The sequence below is a fragment of the Hominenteromicrobium mulieris genome, from assembly GCF_046197855.1.
Lineage (GTDB): Bacteria > Bacillota > Clostridia > Oscillospirales > Acutalibacteraceae > Hominenteromicrobium > Hominenteromicrobium mulieris.
On record NZ_CP173188.1, the window covers coordinates 225,838 to 246,382 of the forward strand.

A 20,545-nucleotide genomic window follows, 5' to 3' on the forward strand; every position below is an offset into this window, starting at 1 on the left:
AAACAAAAAAGGAGAAGTCGGCCACACCTCAAGCTGCTTCTTGCCCGCGCGGTTTCCCGACGGTATGGACATCTTTTTGCGCACCTCACACTGTGCCGGGTGTTTAGCATCGGCACAGAAAAACGGGTCGAAGCCAAAGCTTCGAGCCCTTCACAGCGTGTATGCCGCAAAAACCGCTTGTTTTGTGTCCCGCTGCCGAACGCCATGAACACACAGGTTTTTACGGTATGAGCCCGGAAACAGACACGGCTTTCCGATCCCATAGATAGTATGACGGCGATTTAACTTTAACATCACAGATACAAAAAGTCAATCGTGTTGAGCAAAAATTTTGTTAGAAAATATAAGTTTTGTGTGCGGCGGGCGTGCAACAAGGGAACCGAATAGACTTTTTAGCGCTAAATAGACTGAAAATTACAGTTTTGGGGGCGTCTGCGAAGAAAATTTACAAATACCCCCTTGCTATTTTGAAACACGCAGATTATAATATGAATATGTCTGGTATTGAAAACCATATAAAAGAAAAATAAAAAACAGTTTTAAAATAAAGAACCGGGGCAGGTCCCCGGAGAAAGGGTGAAACGTATGGATATGCAGACGGCATACGCCGGTTACGGTGCAAGAAAGGTTTGGCATAAGGAAGACAGGATGCGGCTGTCTTTGCCGCTGTATTCGCTTGGGGAAGAGATCTTCTCCGCTGTGTCACACGGTGTGGGCGCGCTGTTCGGTGCGGCGGCGCTCGTTATGTTATTGTGGTTCTGCGAAAAGAGTCTTGTGAACGTCGTCAGCGTCAGCATTTTCGGCGGCACAATGATTTTGCTCTACACGGTCTCCACCCTTTACCACGCATTGAATGTGAACCGCGCGAAAAAGGTGTTTCGCGTGCTCGACCACTGCACAATCTATCTGCTCATCGCAGGCACATATACGCCCATCACGCTGTGCTGCATTGAGGGCAGGCAGGGCATCGTCATGTTCGCGGCCGTGTGGGCTGCGGCGGTGCTGGGCATTATTTTAAACGCCGTCGATATGGAGAAATTCAAGGTCGTTTCGATGATCTGCTACCTGATGATGGGCTGGGTCGTCGTGCTGGCGTTTAACACGGTCGCGGCAAAAATGCCGGGTGTGGGATTAAACTGCCTCATCGCGGGCGGCGTGGCGTACACCGTAGGCGCGGTGCTGTACGGCCTCGGCAAAAAAGTGCCGTACATGCACGCCGTGTGGCACCTGTTTGTCTTAGCCGGCAGCGTGCTGCATACGCTGAGCGTGTTTACGGTAATTATTTGATAATTGACTTTTCTATAAAAATCACAAACCGAAAGGATTAAGCTGCATGAAGGTATCCGAATTTACATTTGATTCCAGCACGGCACATAACAAAATTTTCACCCGCCTGTATGAGCCGGACGGCGAACCGAAGGCTGTTTTGCAGATTTCGCACGGCATGGCGGAGCATAGTGCGTTGTATAAACCGTTTTGCGAATACATGGCGCAGCGCGGCTTTGTCGTTGTCATCAACGATCACCTCGGCCATGGCCGCAGCGTGACCTCCGGCGCGCTCTACGGGCATTTCGGCGAAAAGGGCGGCCTCTATAATGTCGTCGAGGATCAGCGCAATTTGCAGAGCATCATGCGCGAAAAATATCCCGAGCTGCCGTATTTTCTCATGGGCCACAGCATGGGCTCGTTCATCGCGCGCGAATTTGCGGCCGCCTACGGCAACTCCCTCACGGCAGTGGTATTCATGGGTACCAGCGCGGGCATTTCGACTGCCATGTGGAAGGCCGAGCGCACGTATCTCAATATGCTGAAAAAGGCAAAGGGCGCACAGGCGAAAATTCCGTCGCTCGAGAAGATTGCCACGGGCCCGTACAACAAGAAATTCAAGCCCAACCGCACAAATTACGACTGGGTGACGAGTAAGGAAGAGGAAGTGGATCGCTTTGTAAACGACCCGCTGTGCGGCTTCCCGCTCACGGTGCAGGGGTATATCGACCTCGGCACGCTTTTGTACGCCATCAACACCGACCAGTGGTACCGCCGTGTGCCGAAAGACCTGCCGATTTTGCTCATCTCCGGCGAAAACGATCCCGTAGGCGATATGGGCAAGGGCGTGCGCCGTGTGTTTGATAAATTGAATAAGACCGGGCACGACGTGAAGCTGACGCTTTACCCGCGCATCCGCCACGCGCTCATCACCGAGATGAACAGTGCGCAGGTCTACGAAGACCTGTATGCTTTCTTCTCGTCGCACCTGCCGAAGGCGGAAGAGCCGGTTTACGAAAAAGAGACGGAAGCAGAGCCTGAAGTTTCCACAGAAACGGAAATATCCGTTGAAAATCCTGCTGCGGAAGAAGAAAAAGAGACCGAAGCGGCAGCCGCCGAAAAATACGACGACATGCCGGAAGAAAACGCAGAGCTCCCCGTGATTTGAAAATAGAAAAGCCAAGCGGAAAGTCGCCTTTGCACCGACGTACAGTATCGGGCAGGGGCGGCTTTTTGCATAAGGAAATCTTTTTCCGCGTATACATAGCGCGAAGGAGGGATCGGGATGTACGGTGTTTTGAGCTTGCGTTCGCATCGTGTGCCGAGCTTCGGTGCGTTTTATCGCTTGTTGCCCGCGTGGCTGCGCAGAACGGCGGCCGCAGCGCTGACGCTCGGCACCATCGGGGCGCTCGGTGCGATCTTAACGGTCATGGCGGAGGACCCCGGCGTGCGTGTGCCGGTCATCATGTATCACGCCGTTATGGACGACGCGTCGCGCCTTGGCAAATACGTCATTTCGCCGGAGGAACTCGAAAGCGATTTTAAGTGGCTTTCGGAAAACGGCTATACGGCAATTTTATCCGAAGACCTCATAAACTACACGGAAAACGGCGCCGCGCTGCCTGAAAAACCGATTTTGCTGACGTTTGACGACGGGTATTACAATAACTACTTATACGCTTATCCCACCGCAAAGCGGTACGGCATGAAATTTGTGCTTTCGCCCATCGGAAAATACGCCGACCTCTACACCGAAACGCCGGACAAAAGCCCGTACTATGCGCACTGCACGTGGGATATGCTGCGCGAAATGCAGTCTTCCGGCGTGGTGGAAATTGCGAATCACACGTATGACCTGCACAGCTCGGACGGTGCGCGGCTCGGCACAAAGCAGCTTTCCGGGGAATCTCTGGAAGACTACACGAAGCTTCTCACCGAAGATGTGACGCTTTTTCAGCAGAAAGCAGAAGAAAACCTGCAAAGTAAGCCCGTCCTGTTTGCATATCCGTTCGGCGCAGTGAGTAAGGGAGAGCCGGAGATCATCAAAAACCTCGGGTTTAAGGTTACGCTTTCGTGTGAGGAGCGTGTCAGCACCGTTACGCGTGCCCCGGAAAGCTTATATTACCTCGGCCGCTACCTGCGTCCCTCGGGTGTGAACAGCGAGTCGTTTTTTGAACACATTTTGAAAGCATGATGTAGGAGGGTTCATATGCCGACAATCTATTTAAGCCCGTCCATTCAGCCGTACAATAAGTATTTGACAGAGGGCGATGAGCAGTACTGGATGAACCGTATCGCGGACGACATGGTGCCCATGCTGGAGCAAAACGGCATCAAAGTTGTGCGCAACACGCCGAACACGTCGCTTGGGCAGGCGATACGCGAATCGAACGCCGGGAATTACGATTTGCATTTGGCGCTGCACTCGAACGCCGGGCCGTCAAATTTGGCGGGGAAGCTGCGCGGGCCGGATGTGTACTATTATCCGTACAGCGCTTCCGGCAAGCGCGCGGCGGAGCTTATTGCCGATGAACTGCGGAAAATTTACCCCGACCCCGACCTTGTGAGCACAGTGGCGACGACACGTCTTGCGGAGATCACGAAAACGAGCGCACCGGCGGTCCTCGTAGAGATCGCGTACCACGACAACGCCGAGGACGAAGCGTGGATTAGAAATAATATCACCGTGATTGCCGAAGCGCTTACCCGCGCAGTGTGTGCGTACCTTGAGATGAACTGCGCGCTGTGAACGAGAGCTTCTCGGCGTTTGTCCGTGTTTTGACAGCGGTTTTGTGGGGGCCGCACGTGCTGCTTTTGATTTTGCTTGCGGGCGTGTGGTTCACGCTGCGCGGGCGGTTCATGCAGGTGACAAAGCTGCCGGGCATGACGCGCGGGGCATTGTGCGGCACGCAGCGCTGCGGGGGATTTTCCGCATTTCAGTCCTTGACGGCGTCGCTTGCCGGCTCGCTCGGTACTGGGAATATTCTGGGTGTTGCGGCGGCAATCCTGGTCGGCGGCGCGGGCGCGGTCGTCTGGATGTGGATTGCGGCGTTTTTCGGCATGATGACCGTATATGCCGAGGGCGTTTTGGCGGCAAAATTCGGCACGAAAAACGCCCCCGGCGCGATCGGCTATGTGCAGAAGGCGTTCGGGCGGCACGGCGCAAAAATTTATGCCGCAGGCTGTGTGCTTTCGGCGCTCGGCATGGGCACCATGGCGCAGACCGGCGCGGCATCGTCGGTGCTGGTGCCCATGGGTGTGCCGCGCGTGCTTGCGGGCGTTGTGTTTGCGGGGCTTTTGCTCCTTTGCGTGCGCGGCGGCCTGCCGAAAGCCGTGCGCGTCACGGAAAAGCTTGTGCCGTTCATGGCGGGGCTGTTTTTGGCGTTGTGCGCCGCGGTGCTCCTTCTGCGCGGAAGCCATATCCCCGGCGCGGTGCGGAATATGCTGAAAGGTGCGTTTTCGCTGAAAGCCGGTGCGGGCGGCGTATGCGGCATGATTTTAGCCATGCGTGAGGGCATTTCGCGCGGGGTGTTCACAAACGAAGCGGGCCTTGGCAGCGGTACATTCGCGACGTTCCGCACGGAAAATAAGACTCCGGAGCAGATCGGTACACTCGGCGCTTTGCAGGTGTTTATCGACACAATCCTGCTGTGCACAATTACGGCGCTGTGCATGCTGGTGTCACCCGTGCGTGATTTTTCCCCGGAAGCGGCGCTTTCGGTGTTTTCGCTCGTTTTGGGGCGGTTCGGCGAGCTTTCTGCCGGCGTATGCGTGGCGCTTTTCGCGTTTGCATCGGTTTTGGCGTGGAGCTGCTACGGTATGGACGCGCTACTGTATTTATTGCCGAAAAAAGGCGCGGCGGAAAAAAGAATATACATGGCATTTTCGGCGCTTTCCTGCTTTTTGGGGTGCATGTCGCCGTTTCTCGGCGTTTTAAATGTATGTGATGCGTTTAACGGCCTGATGGCGCTTTTGAACGTCCCGGCGCTTTTGGTTTTAACGCCGCAGGTTTTTGCAAAACAAATTGCCCAAAAGCCAAAAAAGGTATAGATTTTTCTTCGGCAAGATGTTAAAATACAAATAGAGAGAAAAGCGATGAATAGAGGGGCTTTTAACGGTTCGTTTAGCCTGCCTTTGCTGATCTCCAAAAAACAACGAATATGCGTTTCAAAAAAACGCGATAAGGAGGAAATATTATGAAATTGATCCTTGCGATTGTCAGCAACGATGACAGCGGTGCGGTCTCTTCCGCACTGACAAGAGGCGGCTTCTCCGTCACAAAGCTCGCTACCACCGGCGGCTTCCTGATGGCCGGCAACACCACCTTCATCTCCGGTGTTGAAGACGAAAAGGTCGATGAAGTCATCGGTATCATCGCGAAGCATTCCCGCCGCAGAACGCAGGTTGTGCCCAGTACCTCCACCATGGATGTGGGCATGTACTCCTCTTTCCCGGTGGAAGTTACCGTGGGCGGCTCTACCATTTTCGTGCTGAACGTAGACCGTTTTGAGAAGGTTTAATGCAGTTTGAAGGTTTTGCGGGGAATGCGGCTCTGAAAACGGCGCTTTCGGCGGCGTTTTCGCGCCGCAGGCTGCCGCATACTCTTCTTTTACAGGGTGAAGCGGGGCTTGGCAAACGCACGTTGGCGCAGATTCTGGCCCGCGCGGCGGTCTGCACATGCGAAAACCGCGATTTAGCGCCCTGCGGCGTATGCCCGGCGTGTATTCGCGCAAAAGCAGGCTCGCACCCGGATATCCGCATCGTTACGGGCAGCGGCAAATCGAACACGATTTCGGTCGCATCCGTCGATGAAGTCATCCGCGACGCATACAAAAAGCCGGAAGAAGCGGATATCAACGTCTACTGCATTTTTGCGGAAAATCCCATGCCGGAGATCACCCAGAATAAGCTTTTGAAGGTCATTGAAGAGCCGCCGACAGGCGCGCTTTTCATCTTTACGGTGCTTTCTGCGGACGCTTTGCTGCCGACAATCCGCTCGCGTGCACAGGTTTTCACCGTGCGCCCGCCGGAGGAAAGCGAAGCGGCGGCTTACGTGCAGAATAAGACCGGTATGCCCATGGAGGAAGCTGAAAAGCTTGCATCGTTGCACTGCGGCAACATCGGCAGAATGCTTTCGGATGGCGAAAACGGCCGCGCCGCAAAAGCGGAGCAAATGGCGGAAGACATTGCAAACGCACTCGTTTCCGGCACGGAGCATGACCTTTTGGCGGCGACCGCGCCGCTCATCAAAGACAAGCCCTTATTCCCGGAAAGCATGGAACGCTTGCAGCTTTTGCTGCGCGATGCATGTCTGCTGAAAAACAATGTAAATGTGCAGGTGCCCGCGCGCGAGGTCTGCGACAAATTAAGACGCAAGCTGTCTTTAAAAGCGCTGATGGCGCTGTGCGAAATGACGGCAAAATACACGGAATACTGGCGGCGAAACGCGAACATGGCGCTGCTTGTAACGGCGCTGTGCGCCGAAATGAAAGAAACTGCGGGCAAATAAAGCCTGTTTTGAAATAAAAATCGTCCGTGTTGTCAAAATCACAATACGGATTTTTCCCGGAAAGAAAGGAAGCCCTTTACGGGCTGTGGATATAAATATGGCAGAAGTAATCGGTGTTCGTTTTAAGAACATGGGCAAGGTGTATTACTTTGACCCGAACAGCGAGAAGCTCTCCGCCGACGACCACGTCGTTGTAGAAACGGCGCGCGGCGTAGAGTGCGGCGAAGTGGCGATGGCCAACCGCGATGTTGCGGATGATTCCATTGTGCAGCCGCTCAAAAAAGTGATTCGCAAGGCGACAAAAGACGACCTGCGCCGCGTGGCGGAAAATGAACTGAAAGCAAAAAATGCGTTCACGCAGTGCGAAAAGAAAATTGCGGAGCGCGGACTCGAAATGAAGCTTGTCGACGTGGAGTACACGTTTGACAACAGTAAAATCCTCTTTTACTTCACGGCGGACGGCCGTGTGGACTTCCGCGAGCTGGTAAAAGACCTTGCGGGCATGTTCCGCACGCGCATTGAGCTGCGTCAGATCGGCGTGCGCGACGAAGCGAAGATGATCGGCGGCCTCGGCATCTGCGGCAGACCGTTCTGCTGCGGCTCGTTCCTCGGCGGCTTTCAGCCGGTCTCCATCAAAATGGCGAAGGAGCAAGGGCTTTCTCTGAACCCTGTGAAAATCTCCGGCACGTGCGGCAGACTGATGTGCTGTCTGAAATATGAGCAGGAGGCATACCTTGACCTGCTGCGTACCACGCCGAAGGTGAACGCTGTGGTTTCCACGCCGGACGGCAAGGGTGTTGTTATCGATCAGAACCTGCTTACCGGCAAGCTGACCGTGCGGCTCGATAAGAGCCCGGACGCCGCGCCGAGCGTCTACAAAGTGAAGGACGTACGCGTGCTGAAAGACGGGCAGATCAAGCTGAATAAGAAGGAAATTGAGGAATTTAAGAAGCTGGAGAACTAAAAGTACCTGTATTTTGGCGGGCTTTTGTTACGTATCTGTAAAAAAGCAATTTTCGCTTGCATTTTCATGGATTTGTGTTAGAATGTAGGTATCAAATACATGGAGGTGTCCTAAAATGGCATATAAAATTACAGACGCTTGCATCGCTTGCGGCGCTTGCGCAGACGCATGTCCTGTTTCCGCAATCTCCGAGGGTGACGGCAAGTACGAGATCGACGCTGATACCTGCATCGAGTGCGGCGCTTGCGCTGACACGTGCCCGGTTTCCGCTCCGGAGCAGGCATAATCGCTGACATTGCGTAAAAGAGAGGGCTGCCCAAGCGGCAGTCCTTTTTCTTTTGCTGTTAAAAGGGCGGCAGCGCCTCTGAAATTCGTAAACTTTCTCGAAGAAAGTTTAATCAAAAACTTTTGACCATGTTTATTGGAAGCTAAATTCAGCCAAAAGGAGAAAACCTGTGGAAAATCTGCACTGGGAGCCGCTTGCGCCTGCCTGCCGTGTACTCGTCAGCCGCGAGCACACGTTTAATACGGACACCATTTTGCTAGCGCATTTTGCCGCGCCGAAACACAAAGAACGCTGCATTGACCTCGGCACGGGCTGCGGTACCATTTCGCTTTTGTGGCAGGCAAATTACGCCCCGCGGCACATCACGGCGGTGGAACTCGGCGAACAGGCGTTTTCGCAGGCCTTGCGCTCCGTTTCGGAAAACGGGTATGAGGAAAATATCGAGGTCATTCGGGGGGATATACGGGAGATCAAAAAAATCATTCCGCACCCAACGTTAGATCTTGCGGCGTGTAACCCGCCGTATAAGGCCGTGGGCGCGGGGCTGCGCAACCCGGACGAACGCATGGAAAACGCGCGGCACGAGTGCACCTGCACGCTTGAAGATGTCGCGAAAGCGGGCAGAGACGTGCTGCGCTTCGGCGGCCGGTTTTGCCTATGTCAGCGCCCGGAGCGCCTTGCGGACGCAATGAATGTTTTTAGAAGCTACGGCTTAGAGCCGAAAAGGCTGCGGCTCGTACAGCAAAGGATAAACACCGCGCCGTCTCTGTTTTTACTGGAAGTGCGGCGCGGCGGCAAACCGGGGCTTTCCGTACTGCCGACACTTATTATAGAAGACGAAAACGGCGGGTTTTCCGCCGAAATGCTGGAAATTTACGGGAATTACAAATTCGGTCACGAGGGAGGACGCGCAGATGGAAGAAAATAAACTGCTTCGCGGTGCATTGTATGTGGTGGGCACGCCCATCGGAAATTTGTCGGATTTTTCGCCCCGCGCGGCGGAGACCTTGGCGGCGGTGGATTTCATCGCAGCGGAGGACACGCGCGTCACGATGAAGCTTTTAAACCACTTCGGCATTAAAAAGCCGCTTGTAAGCTATTATGAGCACAACAAGGCCGAAAAGGGTGGGCGCATTGTAGACCGCATTTTGGCGGGCGAAACGTGCGCCATTGTCTCCGACGCCGGCATGCCGGCCATCTCCGACCCGGGCGAAGACCTTGTGGCGTTGTGCGCCGAGCACGACGTGCCGGTGCTTGTTGTGCCGGGCCCGAGCGCCGTCATTTCCGCGCTGGCGGTATCGGGACTGCCGACGGGCAGATTTACGTTTGAGGGCTTTTTGAGCGTCAATAAAAAGAGCCGTAAGGACCACTTGGAGTCCGTCAAAAACGAAGTGCGCACCATGGTGTTCTACGAAGCGCCGCATAAACTGCCGTATACGTTGAGAGATATGGCGGAGATATTCGGCGACAGACGCATCGCGCTTGTAAGGGAAATTACGAAAATCCACGAGGAGTGTGTGCGCACGACATTATATAAAGCCGCCGAATACTACGAGCAGAACGCCCCGAAGGGCGAATTTGTGCTCGTCATTGAGGGTGCGAAGGCGGAAGAACAGAAAGAAATGACGTTAGAGGACGCCGTAGAAGCCGCAAAAAAAGCGATAGAAAACGGCAGCTCTGCCAGCGACGCCGCTAAGGAGGCCGCAAAGCTCTCCGGATTTAAGAAAGGCGAAATCTATAAAGCGCTGATGAACTGACGAGCCCGCGGCAACGGCGGTTTAAAGTCTTTAGTCAAGTTTTCTTCAGAAAGCGAAATCTTTTTGCCTAACCAAAAACTAGGAAAGTAGGATTGAATGTCCGGGGGACGTTCAATCCGTAGGAAACCCAGTTGCATGGGTTTCCTAAAAGGCGGTCACAAACCGCCTTTCAAAAACCGAACAAGCCAAAAGAAAAGCACGCATACTCGAAAGTTCTGCGTGCTTGAGTTTTTTATCTAAAGGGAACGATCAGGATTTAGAAGCGGGTGCGGGGTCGGCATCTGCGGCTTTCGGCGTGTCGTCTCCCTTGTGCCTCCAGTTCAGCCATGCACAGAACGTGTAGAGAACGGGGAGAACGAGGTCGAGAACATAGGTGCAGATTTCCGGCATATTTGGCGCATCGCCGGTGAAAATCTCGTACAAAACATTGAAAAGAATGATGACGCCGGTAGCAAGGCCCAGAAAAAAGCACGGCTTCATGCTGTTCGGGCGGTCTGCACGGGCGTGGCCCATCAGCCCCGCAATGAGCAGCAAAACGGGCACAAGCATCGCGCCCGCAACGGACAGCACCGGCATAGAGGAATTAAAGTAAGCGGAAAGGTCGTATTCCTCCACGTATTTTCGGTCGATGAGGCACAGCAGAAGCGCCACAAGCGACGCTGCACCGTACAAAACGAACAGCACGCTGCAAATTTTAAGCGGAAGTTTCCCTTTTATCTTTATGGCCATGCGGCACGCATCCTTTTTTGGTTCGATTTTCTCGGAAAAAATTTTATAGTTTGATTTTACCTGCAACGCGTGAAAATTGCAACCGTTTTTCATGAACTTTCCGTATCAAAAATTTTGATTATCCCGAAAAACCCTTGAAATACAAGCACATTCGCAGGATTTCAGATTGATTTTACTACCAATTTACTACTTTTAACGGATTGCGCCTTGATATGCCGGAACATCTTGCGAGCATGAAACAACCCAATACAAACGCGACGCACTGGCGGCGCGGCACGTCGGCAATCACACAATTTCATATAGCACCGCACTGGCGGCGTTACCTTATCCCAACCGGGAAACAAGGAACGCCGCTATTTTTTTACCCTCATGTTACGCAGTAGGGGCAAAAAGAGTCTTGCTACACAAGGCTTTGCGGGTACGGTTTTCACAGGGTAAGGGATTGATACCTAAACCCTTAAAATCGCTGTTCTACCGCGTAACAAATATGCAGCAAAGGAGTTGATGAAGCTATGGCAGTTTTCCGCGTGGAGAGAAACACAGGATATACGGTTATGAGCAACCACCATTTACGCAACAAAGAACTTTCCCTAAAGGCAAAAGGGCTGTTATCGCAAATGCTGTCCTTGCCGGAGGATTGGGACTATACCCTTGCGGGACTGTCCTATATCAACCGGGAAAAAATCGACGCTATCCGCGAAGCTGTCCGGGATCTTGAAAGAGCCGGATATATTCAGCGTTCAAGGGAGCGCGACGAGAAAGGACGCTTGCGGGGAACTGATTACATCATCTATGAGCAGCCGCCTAACTTGGATTTACCTACATTGGAAAATCCAACATTGGGAAATCCAACATTGGAAAATCCTACGCAGGAAAAACCTACGTTGGAAAATCCAATGCAATTAAATAAAGATATACAAAAGACTGACTTACCAAAAAAAGAAAAATCAAATACGGATTTATCAAGTAACCATTCCATTCCTATCCTTTCCCCTAACCCCTCTCCTTTGAGGGAAGAAACGGCAGAGCCGGAACGGAAAGGAACGGAAGCGGCAGACGCATACAGCGTGTATGAGGAAATCATCAAGGACAATATCGAGTATGAGCATTTTATCAAGCATACCAACATTGACAGGGAACGCTTGGACGAGATTGTGTCCCTTATCCTTGAAACTGTCTGCACCAAACGAAAGACAATTCGTATCGCCGGGGACGATTATCCGGCAGAGCTTGTCAAAGCAAAGTTTATGAAGCTGAACAGCAGCCACATTGAATTTGTCTTTGACTGCATGAAAGAGAACACCACGAAAATCCGTAACATCAAGCAATATCTGAAAGCGGTACTTTTCAACGCGCCCAACACCATTGACAGCTATTACACCGCCCTTGTCAACCACGATATGTACGGCGGCTATTAAAAAACAGGAGGATTTTAATATGACACAGAAAACAGGAGCTTTGATTTTTGATGAAACGGCAGACCGTTACGACATTCGCTTTGACCTTAACGACTACTACGGAGGATTGCATTGTGGGGATTGCCTTGAAGTGTTTGTACGCGGCAAATGGAAGCCGACCCGCATGGAGTACGGGGACAACTGGTATCTTGTCGGTGTGAGGGCTTCGGATTTGAACGGGCTGCGGGTGCGTATCTAAAGGCGGCATGAAAAATGTACGCCTTATTTTTATGCCCCGAAGCGGCACACCACCCTAACCAAACTATGAAAGGAGGGATTTCATGCAAGATGAAGTCAATGAAAAAGTCGTGTCTTTAGCAATCAAAACATCTAAGCTGACCGCCGAAGTGCTGCAAAAGGCTATGAAAGCCCTGCTTGCCAAAGGCAAAGGGCAGCTAACCAAAGCCCCGCATGGGAAAATCACTATGCGGCAGCTTATGAAGCAGGGAGAAAAGGTTTCCAACATTGAGATTACCGACCAAAATATCAAAGCCTTTGACCCTATCGCAAGGAAAAGCGGGCTTGATTACAACGTCAAGAAGATTGAGAACGGCAAGCCGCCGACCTATCTTGTGTCTTTTAAGGGCAAGGATATTGACGTTATGACCGAAGCGTTCCGGGAATTTACCGCAAAGAAATTAGGCAGGGATAAAAAGCCCTCTATCCGCAAGCTGCTTTCCACTCTGAAAGACAAGGCGGCAGCTCTGAACGCACAGAAGGACAAAGTGAAGAAAAAGGACAGGGAGGTATCGCTATGAAGCCGGAACTTAAAAAGCTGCTTATCCTAAATGCCCCCTATCTGCTCTTTGTCTATCTCTTTGACAAAATCGGACAAGCGGTACGCCTTGCGCCGGGGGCTGACCTTTCCGGCAAGGTGCTTTCCCTTGCAGACGGCTTTTCCGCTGCCTTTGCAACCCCGCTTCCGAGCCTTGCCCCTATGGATTTGCTTATCGGTATTGTGGGGGCTGTCCTTATCCGGCTTATGGTGTACTTCAAAGGCAAGAACGCGAAGAAATACCGAAAAGGTATCGAATACGGTTCAGCCCGTTGGGGCAACGCCGAAGATATAAAGCCCTATACCGACCCGGTATTTCAAAATAACGTGCTTCTGACACAGACGGAACGGCTTACCATGAACAGCCGCCCGAAGCAGCCGAAGTATGCAAGGAATAAAAATATCCTTGTTATCGGGGGAAGCGGCAGCGGCAAGACGAGATTTTTTGTGAAGCCCAACTTAATGCAAATGCACTCAAGCTACGTTGTAACTGACCCGAAAGGTACGGTTTTAGTCGAGTGTGGGAAGCTCTTACAGCGCGGCGGGTATCGGATAAAGGTGCTGAACACGATAAATTTTAAGAAATCCATGCGTTATAATCCCTTTGCCTATATCCGCAGCGAAAAAGACATTTTGAAACTGGTAAATACCTTGATTGCCAACACCAAAGGGGACGGGGAAAAAGCCGGGGAGGATTTTTGGGTAAAATCGGAACGGCTCTTTTACTGCGCCCTTATCGGCTACATTTGGTACGAAGCCCCGGAGGAAGAAAAGAACTTCACGACGCTGCTTGAAATGATAAATGCCAGTGAAGCCCGCGAGGACGACCCGGAATTTCAGTCCCCCGTTGACCTCATGTTTGAACGGTTGGAGGAAAAAGACCCGGAACACTTTGCCGTCCGGCAGTACAAGAAATTCCTGTTATCTGCGGGAAAGACACGAAGCTCTATTCTCATTTCCTGCGGTGCGCGGCTTGCCCCTTTTGACATTAAGGAGCTGCGCGACCTTATGGAAACCGACGAAATGGAGCTTGACACCATAGGCGACCGCAAGACCGCCCTGTTTGTTATCATCAGCGACACCGACGATACTTTTAACTTTGTCGTGAGTATTCTTTACACGCAGCTTTTCAATCTGCTTTGCGACAAGGCAGATGATGAATACGGCGGCAGGCTGCCCGTCCATGTGCGCTGTCTGTTAGACGAGTTTGCAAATATCGGGCAGATACCGAAGTTTGAAAAGCTCATAGCCACCATACGAAGCCGGGAAATCTCCGCGTCGATTATCTTACAGTCGCAAAGCCAGTTAAAGGCAATCTATAAGGACAACGCCGATACCATAGTCGGCAACTGCGACACCACCCTTTTCTTGGGCGGCAAGGAGAAAACCACCCTCAAAGAAATGTCGGAAATCTTGGGGAAAGAAACCATTGACAGCTTCAACACTTCCGAGAACCGGGGGCGCGAGGTATCGCATGGGCTGAACTATCAGAAGTTAGGCAAGCAGCTTATGACGGAAGATGAAATAGCGGTTATGGACGGCGGGAAATGTATTTTACAGCTACGAGGGGTGCGCCCGTTCTTCTCTGATAAGTACGACATTACAAAGCACCCCAACTATAAATATCTTTCCGACTATGACAAGAAAAATACTTTTGATATGGAAAAGCATTTAAGGCGCAGACCCGCCCTTGTGAAGCCGGACGAAGTATTTGACTACTACGAAATCAGCGAAAGCGATTTGCAGGAGGACACCGACCATGAATAGACGTATCAGAAAGAAAAAGGACAAGAAAATCACAGAAGCCATAAACGGGCTTGTTTCGATTGCTGAACGACGGGAACAGCAGCGGCAGGCTGCTATCCGGCAGTTTGTGAAACGGTGTGAAGCCCTGTATGAGCAGCAGCGAAAAGAAAGGAGGAATTGACGCAGTAACAAAGAAAAAGACAACTTGCATGATACGCGCCCCTACAAAAATTCCTATCGCCCACACTGACAACTGAATACCGCCGCGCAGCAGACATTTAGGCAGCGCGGGGACTTATGACCGCGGCAGTTTGAAAACTGACCGCCGTTTTTTATGCCCTTTTACGGGCAAGCCGCATTTGCGGCAGAAAGGAGTTTTATGGAATTTTTCAACAGCGCAATCGGCGTATTACAGACTTTGGTTATCGCTCTTGGAGCAGGACTTGGCATTTGGGGCGTTATCAATCTGTTAGAGGGATATGGTAACGACAATCCGGGCGCGAATGCTCATGTACGGTAAAGAAGCAAGCAACCGAAAACAAGAGATAGACCGCCAGCACCACACTATTCCGAACCAAAGAAAACAAAGACCAAAAGACAAGCATTGTGGAAATGTGCATAACAGGTTATGGAATCATGGATAACTCTATTCACAGAACATGGAAAAGTTAAAGTGCTGCTTTCCCACATTCTGCAAACAGAGTTACCCACAACTCCATAAGACAGCCAGTTATACACATTCCTACAATGCCGACTACTACGGAATCCCTCTCATACCTATCTACAAAAACACGATAAGGATTCAATACCTTAATTTGGAAATATTTGTTGGCAGAAAAAATACTTGCGTGCGCACGCATATTGATGTATAATGAGTTCTGATTGGAGGTATATATCTATGCAACTATTAAAATGGCTTTCCGTAACAGACCGATTTTACAAAATCTATTTGGACAAGCAACTTGCCCCCTATGGAATCAACAACAGTCAATATAGATTTTCGTATCGAAATATGATAGAATGAAGCCAGTTACAAACATGAATTGACCGAGCTCTTTAGAGCGAAAGATGCTTCTTGTCCTAAGGGCAAGAAGATGGAACAGAGAAAGAGGTTAACAACTTAGAATTTTCGGAGGTAATTTCAATGTTTAGATCAATTAGAGAAAAGAGAAATGAAATCAGCACAGACGAAGCGAAAGAACTGCTACGTTCTTCTCGACGTGGTATACTGGCAGTTAACGGTGATGATGGTTATCCCTATGCGATACCGATCAATTATCTATATGATGAAGATGCGCATAAGATTGTTTTCCATGGAGCCAAAGCAGGCTATAAGGTGGATTGTTTGAAAGTATGTGATAAGGTTTGCTTTACTGTATATGGTAATGAACGCATTCAGGAAGAATCGTGGGCACCATTTCTTCAAAGTACGGTTGTCTTTGGACGCTGCCACTTAGTCGAAAATCAGGAAGCCACAATGATGCTGATAAAGAAATTTGCGATGAAATATTATCCTGATGAAAAGCTGGTAGATGAAGCAGTGGCATCATCCGGAAGAGCCGTTCAGATGTTTGAAATTGAAATAGAGCATATGAGCGGAAAAGAAGTGCAGGAACGATGAATTCCAATTTGCCGAACTGAAATAAGCAAATACAACTGAATACCCGCCGCCGTCATAGCGGCACATACAAGCAGTAAATCTGAAAAAGGTTTGCTGCTTTTTTTGCGCCCATTTCTCCTAAAGTGTGCAGCGTTGAAAAAAGTTTGCCGTTCCGTTTGGCAAAATCGCAAGTTGTCCGTAGTAGGACATAACAGGAGAAATTGAGTAAAAAGTACGCCGAGCCGGAGCGTGCTTTTCTTAGAGCAAGATTCTACCGCAGTACCAAATTTCGCTGTTTGCTCATTTTGTCCTTGCGGGAATCTTGTTGGGGAGTGCCTTCCCCAAACCCTGCTTATGCGGCTTGCGCCGCTTGAAAATCCTCAAAAATCTTTTTCAGATTATTCAAAAACAGTTCCGCTTTACACCCTGTTTTTCTCCTATTAGTGAGAGGACACCACGCACAGAAAGGAGGTCACAGACCATGCCGAAGAAATACAACACGCCCCACCGCAGCCGGGTAGTCAAGACCCGCATGACGGAGGAAGAATACGCCGACTTCACGGAGCGTTTGCAGCCCTATGACATGAGCCAATCCGAGTTTATCCGGCAAGCTATTTCACGGGCGGTCATTCGCCCCATTGTTACCGTTTCCCCGGTCAATGATGAACTGCTTGCCGCAGTCGGGAAGCTGACCGCCGAATATGGCAGAATCGGCAGCAACCTCAATCAGATTGCCCGGTATCTGAACGAATACGGTGTGCCGTACAACGCCCTGTCCGGCGAAGTCCGAGCCGCCATTTCCGACCTTGCAGCCTTGAAGTTTGAAGTCTTGCAGAAAGTAGGTGAAGCCGTTGGCAACATTCAAACATATCAGCTCTAAAAATGCCGACTACGGGGCAGCCGAGCAGTACCTTACCTTTGAGCATGACGAGTTTACCATGAAGCCTACCCTTGATGAAAACGGGCGGCTTGTCCCCCGTGAGGACTACCGACTTGCCACGCTGAACTGCGGTGATGAGGATTTTGCCATAGCGTGTATGCGCTCCAATCTCCGCTATGGCAAGAACCAAAAACGAGAAGATGTGAAGTCCCACCACTATATTATCAGCTTTGACCCACGGGACGGAACGGACAACGGTCTGACCGTTGATAAGGCGCAGTCGCTGGGCGAGGAATTTTGCAAAGAGCAGTTCCCCGGACATCAAGCCATTGTCTGCACCCACCCGGACGGGCATAACCATTCCGGCAACATTCATGTGCATATCGTTATCAATTCCCTGCGGATTGAAGCTGTTCCGCTTCTGCCCTACATGGACAGACCAGCGGACACAAAATGCGGCATGAAGCACCGCTGCACAGACGCAGCTATGGAATATTTCAAGTCCGAAGTCATGGAGATGTGCCACCGGGAAAATCTGTATCAGATTGACCTCTTGCATGGCAGTAAGAACCGAGTGACCGAGCGTGAATACTGGGCGCAGAAGAAAGGGCAGCTTGCCCTTGACAAAGAGAACGCCGCCAGAGAAGCCACCGGACAGCCGACCAAGCCCACCAAGTTTGAAACGGACAAGGCGAAGCTGCGCCGGACGATACGGCAGGCACTTTCCCAAGCTGGCAGCTTTGACGAGTTTGCTTCCCTGCTTTTGCGGGAGGGCGTAACTGTCAAGGAGAGCCGGGGGCGGCTTTCCTACCTCACGCCGGACAGGACAAAGCCTATCACAGCCCGGAAGCTGGGGGACGATTTTGACAAGGCTGCTGTCCTTGCCCTGCTCACGCAGAACGCCCACAGAGCCGCCGAACAGACCACAGCCATACCCGAATACCCCCACACCCAAAAGGAACGCTTGCGAGAGGAAAAAACCGCAAAAACCGCCCCGGCAGACAACACCTTGCAGCGCATGGTTGACCGGGAAGCCAAGCGAGCCGAGGGCAAGGGCGTGGGCTATGACCGTTGGGCTTCCCTGCACAACCTCAAACAGATGGCGGCTACTCACAACTTCCTCATGGAGAACGAACTGCTTGACCTTGACAAGCTGGACGCAGCCGTGGAGAGCAGCCGGAAAGCTCTTTCCGAAGCAAGGGAAAGTCTGCGGGGCATTGAGCAGAGCATTTCCGACAAGAAAAATCTGCGAAAGGTTGTCAACGATTACCGCCGCACCCGTCCCACCATTGACGCTCATAAAAAACTGTCCGGCAAGAAAGCGGAAGCCTACTACCGGGCAAATGAAGCTGATTTTATTATCTATGAAGCCGCCCTGCGCCAGCTAAAGGTGCTTGCACGTGGAAAGAAGCTGCCCTCCATTTCCAAGCTGAATACGGAGATTGAAGCCCTCATTTCCGAGAAAAACGCAGCCTACAACACCTACCGCACCGCCAAAGCCGAGTATGAGCAGCTTGCCACCGCCAAGCACAACGCCGAGCAGATACTGCACGGCACTCCGAGCCGTCAGAAAAAGCACGAACAGGAGCGTTAAAAACCGCCCCGAAATGATACCGAAACCATACAAAAGTCTGGGGGTATAGCTTACCCTATCCGCAATACCCCTGACCTTTCCAACGGGGCTTACAGGGCAGATTTTTCCCGAAAATGACACCGGGAACATACAGATTTTGCCCCTGTCCCCTCATACCCGACCAAACCGAAGAAAGGAGCGTTTTTTCATGCCGAGAATGAGCAAGAAGCGGCGGCTGGAATGGGCGTTCTTCCTCAATGAGCGAAACCGCATTACTTTCAATGCCCTTTGCCGGGGCTGTACCCATGACTGCAAGCAGAGTTTTAGGGCTATCGTGGTACTCTGCCCCCGGTATTATTCAAAGAGATGGAAAGCCCGCCCCACAGATAAGGAGAACCAAGATTATGTCAGATAACCGCAAATATTATTACCTCAAACTGAAAGAAAGCTATTTTGACGATGACGCTATCGTGCTGCTGGAAAGTATGCAGGACGGTATGCTGTATTCCAATATCCTCTTGAAGCTGTACTTAAAATCGCTGAAATACGGCGGCACTTTGCAGCTTGACGAAAATATCCCCTACACCGCCCAAATGATAGCCACCATTACCCGCCAGCAGGTCGGCACAGTCGAGAGGGCTTTGCAAATCTTTATGAAGCTGGGGCTTGTTGAACCGCTGGACAACGGGGCTTTGTATATGAGCAATATCGAGCTTTTCATCGGTCAGTCCTCTACCGAGGGGGAGCGTAAGCGCAGGGCAAGAATGAAGATTTCAGAGCAAAAACGGCTTAGTGGACAAGTGTCCGAAGCAAAAGCGGACATTTGTCCACCAGAGATAGAGATAAAGAAAGAGATAGATATAGAGATAGAAAAAGAGAGAGAGTCAGAACAGGGACGAGCCGCCCCCGCCGCTTACGGCAGATACAAAAATGTGATTTTGACAGAGATGGAACTTTCCGAACTGCAAGCAGAACTTCCCGGCAAGTGGGAGTATTACATTGACCGGCTATCCGGCTATATCGCTTCCACCGGGAGGAAATACAAGAACCATGCCGCCACTATCCGCAGATGGGCGGCTGACGATACCGCTAAAGCTGCCCCGAAACAGGGCATACCCGATTACAGCTACAAGGAGGGAGAAAGTCTATGAAGCCAGCTTTTGAAGATACGAATTTACAGATACCAGCAGTCACCGCCGAGCCGGAGGACTACACAGGTGAGGACGGTCTGCTCTACTGCGGCAAGTGCCGGACACCGAAAGAAGCCTATTTCCCGGCTGACAAGATTGCCCTGTTCGGGCGTGACCGCCACCCGGCAGAATGTGACTGCCAGCGGACGCAGCGCATGGAGCGTGAAGCCGCTGAACAGCAGCGCAAACACCGGGACAAGGTAGAAGAACTGAAACGCCGGGGCTTTACCGACCCGTCTATGCGGGAATGGACTTTTGCCAATGACAACGGCAGAAACCCGCAGATAAAAACGGCGCATAGCTATGTTGCGAAATGGGAGAAAATGCAGGCGGGCAACCACGGTTTGCTTTTATGGGGCAGCGTCGGCACAGGGAAAAGCTACCTTGCCGGGTGCATTGCAAACGCCCTCATGGAGCAGGAAATCTCCGTGAAAATGACGAACTTTGCCGCTGTCCTTAATGACCTTGCCGCCACCTTTGAGGACAGAAACGAATATATTTCCAACCTCTGCCGCTATCCGCTGCTTATCATTGATGATTTTGGAATGGAGCGTGGCACAGAGTACGGTCTGGAACAGGTTTACAATGTGATTGACAGTCGTTACCGAAGCGGCAAGCCGCTGATCGTCACGACCAATCTAAGCCTTGACGAGCTGAACAATCCCCCGGACACCGCCCACAAGCGGATTTATGACCGGGTAACAGAGATGTGTACCCCTGTCTGCTTCTCCGGCGTGAACTTTCGCAGAGAAAAGGCACAGGAGAAAATGGAACGGCTGAAAAAGCTGATGAACGATTGAAAGGAGTTTGCCT

General features: G+C 51.4%; 23 protein-coding genes and 1 pseudogene. 23 read left to right on the plus strand and 1 reads right to left on the minus strand.

The window, feature by feature from the left end; genetic code table 11:
* Positions 1 to 585 precede the first annotated feature (585 nt).
* From trhA to rsmI, 11 genes are all read left to right on the plus strand, one after another.
* Positions 586 to 1,287, plus strand: a complete 702-nt coding sequence (gene trhA, locus ACI0CA_RS01065) for a PAQR family membrane homeostasis protein TrhA (RefSeq protein ID WP_308449157.1) — start codon at positions 586 to 588, stop codon at positions 1,285 to 1,287.
* Positions 1,288 to 1,333: 46 nt separating this feature from the next.
* Complete coding sequence (locus ACI0CA_RS01070) at positions 1,334 to 2,434, plus strand: alpha/beta hydrolase (protein ID WP_308449158.1); 1,101 nt, start codon at positions 1,334 to 1,336, stop codon at positions 2,432 to 2,434.
* 117 nt (positions 2,435 to 2,551) lie between these two features.
* Positions 2,552 to 3,460, plus strand: a complete 909-nt coding sequence (locus tag ACI0CA_RS01075; RefSeq protein ID WP_308449159.1) for a polysaccharide deacetylase family protein — start codon at positions 2,552 to 2,554, stop codon at positions 3,458 to 3,460.
* A gap of 15 nt (positions 3,461 to 3,475) precedes the next feature.
* Positions 3,476 to 4,015: an N-acetylmuramoyl-L-alanine amidase family protein gene (locus ACI0CA_RS01080; protein ID WP_308449160.1), complete on the plus strand. Its 540-nt coding sequence runs from the start codon at positions 3,476 to 3,478 to the stop codon at positions 4,013 to 4,015.
* The gene (locus ACI0CA_RS01085; RefSeq protein WP_308449161.1) at positions 4,012 to 5,316 is read left to right on the plus strand and encodes an alanine/glycine:cation symporter family protein; all 1,305 of its coding nucleotides are present in this window, start codon (positions 4,012 to 4,014) and stop codon (positions 5,314 to 5,316) included. Before ACI0CA_RS01080 ends, ACI0CA_RS01085 begins: the two co-directional genes overlap by 4 nt.
* A 146-nt stretch (positions 5,317 to 5,462) precedes the next feature.
* Positions 5,463 to 5,786, plus strand: a complete 324-nt coding sequence (locus ACI0CA_RS01090; protein ID WP_176821000.1) for a cyclic-di-AMP receptor — start codon at positions 5,463 to 5,465, stop codon at positions 5,784 to 5,786.
* The gene (locus ACI0CA_RS01095; protein WP_446806615.1) at positions 5,786 to 6,775 is read left to right on the plus strand and encodes an ATP-binding protein; all 990 of its coding nucleotides are present in this window, start codon (positions 5,786 to 5,788) and stop codon (positions 6,773 to 6,775) included. The genes ACI0CA_RS01090 and ACI0CA_RS01095 overlap by 1 nt, the downstream gene beginning before the upstream one ends.
* A gap of 97 nt (positions 6,776 to 6,872) precedes the next feature.
* Positions 6,873 to 7,739, plus strand: coding sequence for a PSP1 domain-containing protein (locus ACI0CA_RS01100; protein ID WP_176820998.1), 867 nt, complete (start codon positions 6,873 to 6,875; stop codon positions 7,737 to 7,739).
* Between the two features lie 115 nt (positions 7,740 to 7,854).
* On the plus strand, positions 7,855 to 8,025 hold the full coding sequence (locus ACI0CA_RS01105; protein WP_176820997.1) for a DUF362 domain-containing protein: 171 nt from the start codon (positions 7,855 to 7,857) through the stop codon (positions 8,023 to 8,025).
* A gap of 169 nt (positions 8,026 to 8,194) precedes the next feature.
* Positions 8,195 to 8,953, plus strand: a complete 759-nt coding sequence (locus ACI0CA_RS01110; RefSeq protein WP_308449163.1) for a tRNA1(Val) (adenine(37)-N6)-methyltransferase — start codon at positions 8,195 to 8,197, stop codon at positions 8,951 to 8,953.
* Complete coding sequence (gene rsmI, locus ACI0CA_RS01115; RefSeq protein ID WP_308449164.1) at positions 8,940 to 9,782, plus strand: 16S rRNA (cytidine(1402)-2'-O)-methyltransferase; 843 nt, start codon at positions 8,940 to 8,942, stop codon at positions 9,780 to 9,782. The genes ACI0CA_RS01110 and rsmI overlap by 14 nt, the downstream gene beginning before the upstream one ends.
* 249 nt (positions 9,783 to 10,031) lie before the next feature.
* Here rsmI and ACI0CA_RS01120 read toward each other — a convergent pair whose 3' ends face one another.
* Entirely contained in the window at positions 10,032 to 10,511 is a 480-nt protein-coding gene (locus ACI0CA_RS01120) for a hypothetical protein (protein WP_308449165.1), read from the minus strand.
* Between the two features lie 512 nt (positions 10,512 to 11,023).
* Between ACI0CA_RS01120 and ACI0CA_RS01125 the strand changes: the two genes are divergently transcribed.
* From ACI0CA_RS01125 to ACI0CA_RS01180, 12 genes and pseudogenes are all read left to right on the plus strand, one after another.
* The gene (locus ACI0CA_RS01125; protein WP_147594431.1) at positions 11,024 to 11,929 is read left to right on the plus strand and encodes a DUF6017 domain-containing protein; all 906 of its coding nucleotides are present in this window, start codon (positions 11,024 to 11,026) and stop codon (positions 11,927 to 11,929) included.
* A gap of 19 nt (positions 11,930 to 11,948) precedes the next feature.
* Positions 11,949 to 12,167, plus strand: coding sequence for a DUF5348 domain-containing protein (locus tag ACI0CA_RS01130; RefSeq protein ID WP_002610290.1), 219 nt, complete (start codon positions 11,949 to 11,951; stop codon positions 12,165 to 12,167).
* An 82-nt stretch (positions 12,168 to 12,249) separates the two neighbouring features.
* On the plus strand, positions 12,250 to 12,726 hold the full coding sequence (locus tag ACI0CA_RS01135; RefSeq protein ID WP_002610294.1) for a PcfB family protein: 477 nt from the start codon (positions 12,250 to 12,252) through the stop codon (positions 12,724 to 12,726).
* The gene (locus ACI0CA_RS01140; RefSeq protein WP_003529196.1) at positions 12,723 to 14,510 is read left to right on the plus strand and encodes a VirD4-like conjugal transfer protein, CD1115 family; all 1,788 of its coding nucleotides are present in this window, start codon (positions 12,723 to 12,725) and stop codon (positions 14,508 to 14,510) included. The genes ACI0CA_RS01135 and ACI0CA_RS01140 overlap by 4 nt, the downstream gene beginning before the upstream one ends.
* Positions 14,503 to 14,670 carry a hypothetical protein gene (locus ACI0CA_RS01145; protein ID WP_002610319.1) on the plus strand — a complete coding sequence of 56 codons (168 nt, stop codon included), beginning with the start codon at positions 14,503 to 14,505 and terminating at the stop codon, positions 14,668 to 14,670. Before ACI0CA_RS01140 ends, ACI0CA_RS01145 begins: the two co-directional genes overlap by 8 nt.
* 198 nt (positions 14,671 to 14,868) lie before the next feature.
* Positions 14,869 to 14,997, plus strand: a pseudogene (locus tag ACI0CA_RS01150) (Maff2 family mobile element protein); the annotation flags it as partial.
* 636 nt (positions 14,998 to 15,633) lie between these two features.
* The gene (locus tag ACI0CA_RS01155; protein ID WP_446806613.1) at positions 15,634 to 16,110 is read left to right on the plus strand and encodes a pyridoxamine 5'-phosphate oxidase family protein; all 477 of its coding nucleotides are present in this window, start codon (positions 15,634 to 15,636) and stop codon (positions 16,108 to 16,110) included.
* Between the two features lie 460 nt (positions 16,111 to 16,570).
* Positions 16,571 to 16,969 (plus strand): plasmid mobilization protein, encoded by a 399-nt coding sequence (locus tag ACI0CA_RS01160; protein WP_446806612.1) that lies wholly within the window; start codon positions 16,571 to 16,573, stop codon positions 16,967 to 16,969.
* On the plus strand, positions 16,941 to 18,563 hold the full coding sequence (locus tag ACI0CA_RS01165; protein WP_446806611.1) for a relaxase/mobilization nuclease domain-containing protein: 1,623 nt from the start codon (positions 16,941 to 16,943) through the stop codon (positions 18,561 to 18,563). Before ACI0CA_RS01160 ends, ACI0CA_RS01165 begins: the two co-directional genes overlap by 29 nt.
* 187 nt (positions 18,564 to 18,750) lie before the next feature.
* Positions 18,751 to 18,957, plus strand: coding sequence for a hypothetical protein (locus ACI0CA_RS01170; RefSeq protein WP_009255336.1), 207 nt, complete (start codon positions 18,751 to 18,753; stop codon positions 18,955 to 18,957).
* Positions 18,947 to 19,693, plus strand: a complete 747-nt coding sequence (locus ACI0CA_RS01175; RefSeq protein ID WP_035291939.1) for a phage replisome organizer N-terminal domain-containing protein — start codon at positions 18,947 to 18,949, stop codon at positions 19,691 to 19,693. Before ACI0CA_RS01170 ends, ACI0CA_RS01175 begins: the two co-directional genes overlap by 11 nt.
* Entirely contained in the window at positions 19,690 to 20,532 is an 843-nt protein-coding gene (locus ACI0CA_RS01180) for an ATP-binding protein (RefSeq protein WP_446806610.1), read from the plus strand. The genes ACI0CA_RS01175 and ACI0CA_RS01180 overlap by 4 nt, the downstream gene beginning before the upstream one ends.
* Positions 20,533 to 20,545: the final 13 nt, after the last annotated feature.